Origin of the sequence: Chelatococcus sp. XZ-Ab1, from assembly GCF_029309855.1 — a bacterium.
Taxonomy (GTDB): Bacteria; Pseudomonadota; Alphaproteobacteria; order Rhizobiales; family Beijerinckiaceae; genus Chelatococcus_A; species Chelatococcus_A sambhunathii.
In genome coordinates, this window is record NZ_JARKII010000013.1 from 98,742 (window position 1) to 107,160 (window position 8,419).

Consider the following 8,419-nt stretch of genomic DNA (forward strand, 5'->3'; position numbering starts at 1 on the left):
GCGCTTAGTCTCACGCCCGTCATCGCGGCGGCGCTATTTTTCCTAGGCGTCACCCGAAGGCTCGCCGAGGGAGGGGAGCATGATTCGTGCTGCGCAACTGATTGCCGTCGCCATTGCAACCCTCTGCCTCCTCGCCCTTGCCCCCCCGGTTTCGGCGCAGAAGTCCCTGGTCCGGGACGATCTCGCCAGCGCCGCCGTCAGGCTGCAGGCCGATCTGAAGACGGAGGCGGGAGCGGCTGCGACGCGCCCCGCCGACCAGTTGCGCCGTGACAGCGCCCAGGCACTCGCCCGCGGCGATGCCCGGCAGGCGCTTTCCTCCGCCGCCGCGGCCGTCGCCGCCGATCCGGCCAGCGCTGCCGGCTGGACGGCCTATGCGCGGGCGGCCATGGCCATCTTGCCGGCCAATTACAACGAGCGCTACAGGCTCGCTGAGCGAGCGACAAGTGCCGCTTATGCGGCCTATCAGAACGCGCGCGGGGCCGCGGCCGAGGCCTCGGCGCTGGCGCTTCTCGGCGACGTCTTCGCCTCGCGGCAATACTGGCGCCCGTCGCTCGACGCCTACCGGATGAGCCTCGCGCTCGCCGACGATTCGCACGTGCGGTCGATCTATGAAGGCCTGCGCGAGAAGTACGGCTTCCGCATCCTCGACTATCGGGTCGATTCCGATTCAGCCTCGCCGCGCGTGTGCTTCAACTTCTCGGAGCCGCTGGCGCGCGGCCGCGTCGATTTCGCGCCTTTCGTCGCCGTGACGGGCAGCGCGACGCCCGCCGTGACGGGAGAGGACCGCCAGCTCTGCGTCGACGGACTGAAACACGGCGAGCGCTATGCCATCGTGCTGCGCCAGGGCCTGCCCTCGTCCGTCGAGGAGACGCTGCTGCGCAATGCCGACTACGAAATCTACGTGCGCGACCGCTCTCCGCAGGCACGTTTCACCGGCCGCAACTACATCCTGCCGCGCACGGGGCAGGAGGGCATCCCCGTCGTCACAGTGAACACGGACAAGGTGGATGTGGAGCTCTACCGCATCGGCGACCGTAACCTCCTGCCGACCCTGCGCTCCGACGAGTTCATGTCGCAGATCGCTCGTTACACGGCCGACAACATCGCCTCCGACCAGGGGCAGAAGGTCTGGGCCGGCACGCTCGACGTGGCGCGGCGGACCAACGAGGACGTAACGACCGCCTTCCCGGTGCTGGAAGCGACCGGCGGCAAACTGGAACCCGGCGTCTATGTGATGACGGCGCGTCCCTCAGGCGGGCCGCCTGCCGACGAGGATTACAGCCCGGCCGCGACCCAGTGGTTCATCGTCTCCGACATCGGCCTCACGGCGCTCTCCGGTGAGGACGGCGTGCACGTCGTCGCGCGGTCGCTCGCCTCGGCCGGGCCGCTCGCCGGCGCCACGGTCAAGCTCGTTGCCCGCAACAACGAGGTGCTCGGCGAGGTGAAGAGCGACGGCAACGGCCGCGCCGTCTTCGCGCCCGGCCTCTCGCGCGGCAAGGGTGGCCTCGCGCCGGGGCTCGTGGTGGCGACGACAGAGGCCGGCGACTACGCCTTCCTCGACCTCGCGCAGACGCCCTTCGACCTCACCGACCGGGGCGTCGCCGGCCGGCAGACGCCTGGGCCGCTCGATGCGCAGCTCTTCACCGAGCGGGGCGTCTACCGCACGGGCGAGACGGTCCAGGTCACGGCGCTGCTGCGCGATGCGCGTGGCGACGCCGCCGCTGGCCTGCCGCTCACCCTCGTTGCGCGCCGACCGGATGGCGTCGAATACCGGCGCGTTGCCGTCGACGACCAGGGCCTCGGCGGGCGCGCCTGGTCGCTGGCGATCCTGCCCGGGGCCATGCGCGGCACCTGGCGGCTCACCGCCTACGCGGACCCGAAGGGCGCCGCCATCGGCGAGACCACCTTCCTTGTCGAGGACTATGTGCCGGAGCGGCTGGAACTGACGCTGGCGCCGCAGGCGCCGACGGTCGCCGCCGGCGACGCGGCGAACATCGACGTCACGGCCCGCTATCTCTATGGCGCCCCGGGCGCGGAGCTCGAGGTCAGCGGCACCGTGACGATCGAGGCCGTGCCGAACAATGCGGTGCCGGGGCTCGAGGGCTATGCCGTCGGTCTCGACGACGAGGCCTTCGAGACCGTGATGCAAGAGGTCGAGGAGGGGGCGGAAACGGACGCGGCCGGCAAGGCGGTCTTCGCCGTGCCGCTGCCGGACGTGACTGCGCCGCGGCCGCTGCAGGCCACCGTCACCGTCACCGTGGCCGAGCCCGGCGGGCGTGGTGTGGCGCGCTCGCTCACGTTGCCCGTCGCCCAGGCCGGCAATGTCATCGGCGTGCGCAAGCTGTTCACCGATCTCTCCGATGGCGGCATCGCGACCTTCGACGTGGTCGCGGCCACGGGCGAGGGCAAGCGGCTCGCCATGCCGCTGCGCTGGAGCCTCTACCGCATCGACCAGCGGTACCAGTGGTTCAACCAGGGCGGTGGCTGGTCCTACGAGCCGATCAAGACGACGCGCCGCATCGCCGACGGCGAGATCGAGCCGGGGACCGATGCGCCCGCGCGCATCTCCGCGCCCGTCGGCTGGGGACGCTACCGCCTGGAGATCGAGGCGGGCCGGGGCGAGGCGGCGCCGACGAGCCTGTCCTTCTCCGTCGGCTACAGTGGCTCAGTGAGCGCCGATACGCCGGACGTGCTCGACATGCGCCTCGACAAGGCCTCCTACGCGGCCGGCGAGACGATGGCGATTAGCCTCAAGCCCCGCGCGGCCGGCAAGGCGACGGTGCTCGTCGTCGGCGACAAGGTGCATTGGGAGAAGCTCGTCGATCTCGACCCGGCGGGCACCACGGTCTCGCTCGAGGCGAAGGCCGAGTGGGGGCCGGGGGCCTATGTGGTCGTGCTGGCCCACCGGCCGCTCGATGTCGGGGCCAAGCGCATGCCGGGTCGCGCGCTCGGCCTTGCCTGGTTCTCCGTGGCGCGCGACCAGCGCGACATCGACGTCTCGCTCGATGTGCCACAGGTGATGCAGCCGCGGCAGACGCTCGAGGTGCCGGTGCGGCTCGGCGGGCTCGCAGCGGGGGAGGAGGCCTATGTGACGGTGGCCGCCGTCGACGTCGGCATCCTCAACCTCACGCGCTACGAGGCGCCGCGTCCCGGTGACTACTTCTTCGGCCAGCGGCGTCTCGGCACGGAGATCCGCGACGTCTACGGCTATCTCATCGACGGCATGCAGGGCACGCGCGGCGCCATCCGCTCCGGCGGCGACGCGGGCGCCCCCCAGCTCGACGGCGCTCCGCCGACGCAGGAGCCGGTCGCGCTCTATTCCGGCGTGGTGCGCGCCGGGGCCGACGGTGTCGCGCATGTGTCGTTCGATATGCCGGCCTTCAACGGTACCGTGCGTGTGATGGCGGTGGCGTGGTCGAAGACGCGGGCCGGCTCAGCCACGGCCGATGTCGTGGTGCGCGACCCCGTCGTCGTCTCCGGCACCCTGCCGCGCTTCCTCAACGTGGGCGATACGTCCCGCATCCACCTCGCCATCGACAATCTGGAAGGCGAGGCGGGCGACTATGTGATCGAGGTCGACGCTTCCGGCCCGGTCATCCTGCCGCTCGAGGCGACGCGGCGCACGCTCAAGCTGGAGAAGGGCGCGCGTACGGCGCTGTCGCTGCCGGTCACGGCCGGCGGGCTCGGCGTCGCGAAGCTCACCGCGCGGCTGACGGGGCCGGGCATCGACGTGGCGCAGGACTTCGCCCTCGGCATCGCCCCGGGCACGCCGGCGCTCGCCCATCGCACCGTCCGGCCGCTGCCGGCCGGCGGCAGCGTCTCGATCAGCAGCGACATCCTCGCCGGCCTGATGCCGGGCTCGGGCGTCGCGTCCGTTTCCGTGACCACGCTCGCTGCGCTCGATGTGCCGGGGCTGCTGCAGGCGCTGGACCGCTATCCCTACGGCTGCTCGGAGCAGATCGTCAGCCGGGCGCTGCCGCTGCTTTATGTCAACGAGCTTGCCAGTGCCGAGGCCCTGCCGGTGGACATGCAGCGCGACGAGCGGGTGCGGGGCGCCGTGGAACGGGTGCTGTCGCGTCAGGATTCCAACGGCAGCTTCGGCCTGTGGTCCGTCGGCGGCGACGACATCTGGCTCGACGCCTATGTGACGGACTTCTTGACGCGGGCCCGCGAAAAGGGCTTCGACGTGCCGCAGACGGCCTTCGACCTCGCGCTCGAGCGGCTGCGCAACTACGTCGCCAACACGACGGAGTTCGATCAGGGCCAAGGCCAGACGCTCGCCTATGCCATCTATGTGCTCGCCCGTAACGGACGGCCGGTGATGGGCGACCTGCGCTATCTCGCCGACGTCAGGCTGCCGCGTTTCGGCAGCGCCATGGCGCAGGCGCAGATCGCCGCGGCGCTCGCGCTGCTCGGCGACCGGCGCCGCGCGGAGACCGCTTTCGCCACCGCCATGTCGACCCTGCGCGGCGAGAAGGACGGTCCGGCCTCTCGGCCGGACTACGGCTCGCGCCTGCGTGACGGTGCCGCCGTCCTCGCTCTCCTCGGCGAAGCGGGCACCGGCGGCGCCGAAATCCAGCAGGCGTCCCTCGTCATCGACGAGGCGCGCGGCACGAGCCGCTACACGAGCACGCAGGAGCAGGCCTGGCTGGTGCTCGCCGCCAGCGCGCTTGCGCGGGACAATGCGCGGCTCAGGCTCACCGTCGATGGCCGCGAGGCCGATGGTCCGTTCTACCGCAACTACCGCGCCGCCCGTCTCGACGAGGGGGCGGTGACGATCGCCAACACGGGCACGCTCGATGCCCGGGTCGTCGTCACGGCCGCCGGCAATCCGACGGCGCGGGAGGGGGCGCTCGCCCGCGGCTACACCGTGGAGCGCAGCTACTATCGTCTCGACGGCACGGCGGTCGATCCCGCAACCGTGCGGCAGAACGAGCGGCTCGTCACCGTGCTCAAGGTGATGGAGGACCAGGCGCGCTTCGCCCGCCTGCTCGTCGTCGATCACCTGCCGGCCGGGTTCGAGATCGACAATCCGAACCTCGTCGACGCCTCCTCCGCAGCGGCGCTATCGTGGTTGCAGACCACGGTGGAGCCGGCGCATGTCGAATATCGCGACGACCGTTTTGTCGCCGCCTTCGACCGTGACAGCAGCCAGTCGGCCTTCATCACCGTCGCCTACATGATCCGCGCGGTGGCGCCGGGCCGCTACGTTCACCCGCCAGCGACGGCCGAGGACATGTACCGCCCCGAGCGCTTCGGCCGCACGGGCTTCGGAACGGTCGAGGTTACGGAGGCGAAGTAGGGGCGGCGCTGGGGCAGTTTCTCCCCTCCCCGCAAGGGGGAGGGAACAGATGAGGCCCGCCGGGGCGCAACGAGAAGGTCGCTGGGATGCCAGCCGGATTGAGCAAGCGACTTGCCGGACTGCTCCGTTCCCGCGCGTTGCGTGGGGTGGTCGCGGGCTGCGCCGCGCTGTTCTTTGCGGCCGGCATCGGTCTTGCACAGTTCGTCGCTTCGCTGGGGCCGCTCGATCTGGCACAGGTCGAGGAGCGGTCGACCGTCGTGTCCGACAGGGACGGCCGGCTGCTGCGTGCCTTCACCACGCCGCAGGGCCGCTGGCGCCTGCCGGTCGGCGTCGACGACGTCGATCCGGGCTTCATCGCGCTGCTCACAATCTATGAGGACCGGCGTTTTCGCGCGCATTCCGGCATCGATCCGCTCGCCGTCCTGCGCGCCGCCGGCCAGGTGGCGCTCAACGGGCGCATCGTCTCGGGTGGCTCCACGCTGACCATGCAGGTGGCGCGCCTGCTCGAGCCCCGCGAGGAGCGCGACCTCGTCGCCAAGCTGCGTCAGGCGGTGCGGGCCGTGCAGCTCGAACGGCGCTTCGACAAGGATGCGATCCTCGGCTTCTACCTCACCATGGCGCCGTACGGCGGTAATCTCGAGGGAATCCGCGCCGCGAGCCTCGCCTATTTCGGCAAGGAGCCGAAGCGCCTGTCGCTCGCCGAGGCGGCGCTGCTCGTCGCCCTGCCGCAATCTCCCGAAACGCGCCGGCCGGACCGTTTTCCGGAGGTCGCCCGCGCCGCGCGCGACCGCGTGCTGGCACGGGCGCTCGCCCACGGCGGCATCTCGGAGGCCGAGGCACGGGCAGCCCGCGAGGCGCCGGTGCCGACGCAGCGCCAGCCGGTGCCGATGCTGGCGCCGCACCTCGCCGAGACGGTGGTGCGCGCGGAGCCCGGCCGGCGCGAGCATCGCCTGACGCTCGATGCGCGCCTGCAGGCGCGGCTCGAGGCGCTGGCGCGCGAAACGGCCGAGCGGGTCGATCCGCGCGCCTCGGCCGCCGTCATCGCCATCGATAATGCGAGCGGCGCCGTGCGTGCCTATGTCGGCGCGGCAGACTATTTCTCGGCCGAGCGGGCCGGGGCGGTGGACACCGTGCTCGCCGTGCGCTCGCCGGGCTCGGCGCTCAAGCCGTTCATCTATGCGCTCGCCTTCGAGAACGGGCTCGCCCATCCAGAGACGGTGCTGGACGACCGGCCGTCCCGCTATGGCATCTATGCGCCGAAGAACTTCGACCTCACCTTCCAGGGCACGGTGACGGCACGCCAAGCGCTGCAGCTCTCGCTCAACGTGCCGGCGGTGGAACTGCTGTCGGAGATCGGGCCGGTGCGGCTGCTCGCGCGGCTGCGCTCGGCCGGGGCGGACCTCGTCCTGCCGAAGGAGGCGGCGCCGGGCCTCGCCATCGGTCTCGGCGGCGTCGGCGTGCGCCTCATCGATCTTGCGCGCCTCTATGCCGCCTTCGCGCGCGGCGGTGTCGTGCCCGAACTCTGGTGGCGGGAGGAGGGAACGCCCGCGGGCGAGGCCGCGCGCCTGACCGAGCCGGTCGCCGCCTGGTACGTCGCCGACGTGCTGCGCGGTGCGCCGGCGCCGCAGAACGCGCTGCCGGGCATGATCGCCTACAAGACCGGCACCTCCTACGGCTATCGCGACGCCTGGGCCGTCGGTTTCGACCGCAGCACCACCATCGCGGTGTGGATCGGCCGGCCGGACGGCGCGGCGGTGCCCGGCCTCGTCGCCCGACAGGTGGCGGCGCCGATGCTGTTCGAGGCCTTCGCCCGGCGCGGCGGCGCGAGCGAGCCCGTGGCCGAGCCGCCGGGCGTCATCCACGCGACGACGGCGAACCTGCCACCGCCGCTGCGTCACCTGCGCAAGGACGTGCCGAAGACGATCGCGGCCGTCGTCCAGGCGCCGCTGCGCATCGCCTTTCCGCCGGATGGGGCGCGCGTCGACCTCGGTCTCTCGGAGGAGGGGGCCGGAGCGCTGCTCGCTCTCAAGGCGAGCGGCGGAAGCCCGCCGTTCCTGTGGTACGTCAACGGCGCGCCGCTCGGCGCGCACAGCCTGAGGCGCGAGGCCGCATGGGAGGCGGACGGGCGCGGCTTCGCGCGGGTGACGGTAACGGACGGCCGCGGCGCGACAGACAGCGTGACGGTACGGGTGGAATAGGGGCACGGCCGGGCGCTGACACTCCGCCGGTCCAGGGGGATCAGGGATGGCCGCTGGGCAGCTTTTGATCCTGCCTGAATAGCGGGGGAGCGATGCGCTGGAAACCGCGTCCGAGAGCCAGCGCTCCGGCAAAAGTCAAAACGAGTTCGCCGGACCAGAAGAGCCAGAACAGATAGCCGAATTCGTGCGCATCGTGGCTCATGTCGAGGACTTCAGGGGTGTGATAGGCGGTGCAGGCGCCAGGGCCTGAAAGAAGAAGAGCTCCGGTCACAATCCAAATCGGCCTCAGTGGCCGTTCAAGGTTGAATGATGCCGACATGAGTGCGATCGCCGTCGCGAGCATGACTATTGCGAGGCACCGATTTTCTGGAGAATTGTCGGCGATTGCGCCAATGTGATAGACGTTTTCAATCGCGTCTGCCAGTATCCGTCGTATAAATTTTGAAAACGTCATAAACAGCAGAGCATCCAACCAAAAATAAAAAGATTCTGCCTGCAATATCCATGCTCATGGATCCTGGAAGTCCGCGCCCGCAGCGTTTCGCGTATTCCAGCGTTTCCGTCAATAATCATTAAATGCAACCTAGGCCGTAAACCCATAAACGGCTCTGGGTTCCCTGACGGTGGCGATTGTGATTCAAGCTCCTTTTCGGGAGCTTTGCGATGGGCCGCTACGATCTGACGGATTTCGAATGGGAGGCGATCCGGCCTCACCTTCCCAACAAGTCGCGGGGCGTGCCTCGCGTGGATGACCGGCGGGTTCTCAATGGCATCTTCTGGTGCCTGCGCTCGGGCGCGCCGTGGGCGGACATGCCGGCGCGCTACGGGCCGCCGACCACGATCTACAACCGCTTCAACCGATGGCGGAAGGCGGGCGTCTGGGATCGGCTCATGGACGCGATCACAAGGGCTTACGATG

At 70.3% G+C, this 8,419-nt stretch carries 4 protein-coding genes; 3 read left to right on the forward strand and 1 reads right to left on the reverse strand.

All coding sequences use genetic code 11. The features are described from left to right. Window positions 1-79 precede the first annotated feature (79 nt). Both P2T65_RS18025 and pbpC read left to right on the forward strand, forming a co-directional pair. Window positions 80-5,302, forward strand: coding sequence for an alpha-2-macroglobulin (locus P2T65_RS18025; protein WP_276200423.1), 5,223 nt, complete (start codon window positions 80-82; stop codon window positions 5,300-5,302). Between the two features lie 86 nt (window positions 5,303-5,388). Further along, window positions 5,389-7,500: a penicillin-binding protein 1C gene (gene pbpC, locus P2T65_RS18030; protein ID WP_276200424.1), complete on the forward strand. Its 2,112-nt coding sequence runs from the start codon at window positions 5,389-5,391 to the stop codon at window positions 7,498-7,500. Between the two features lie 40 nt (window positions 7,501-7,540). Here pbpC and P2T65_RS18035 read toward each other — a convergent pair whose 3' ends face one another. Continuing rightward, window positions 7,541-7,999: a hypothetical protein gene (locus P2T65_RS18035; protein WP_276200425.1), complete on the reverse strand. Its 459-nt coding sequence runs from the start codon at window positions 7,997-7,999 to the stop codon at window positions 7,541-7,543. Window positions 8,000-8,163: 164 nt separating this feature from the next. On the opposite strand from P2T65_RS18035, the gene P2T65_RS18040 reads away from it, so the two are divergent. After that, a partial coding sequence (locus tag P2T65_RS18040) for a transposase (protein WP_276198947.1) occupies window positions 8,164-8,419 on the forward strand: 256 nt, incomplete at its 3' end.

What these genes read in the sequence shown, in the direction of transcription:
- P2T65_RS18025 (WP_276200423.1), top strand. Translation starts at nt 80, where the DNA reads ATGATTCGTGCTGCGCAACTGATTGCCGTCGCCATTGCAACCCTCTGC.
- pbpC (WP_276200424.1), top strand. Translation starts at nt 5,389, where the DNA reads ATGCCAGCCGGATTGAGCAAGCGACTTGCCGGACTGCTCCGTTCCCGC.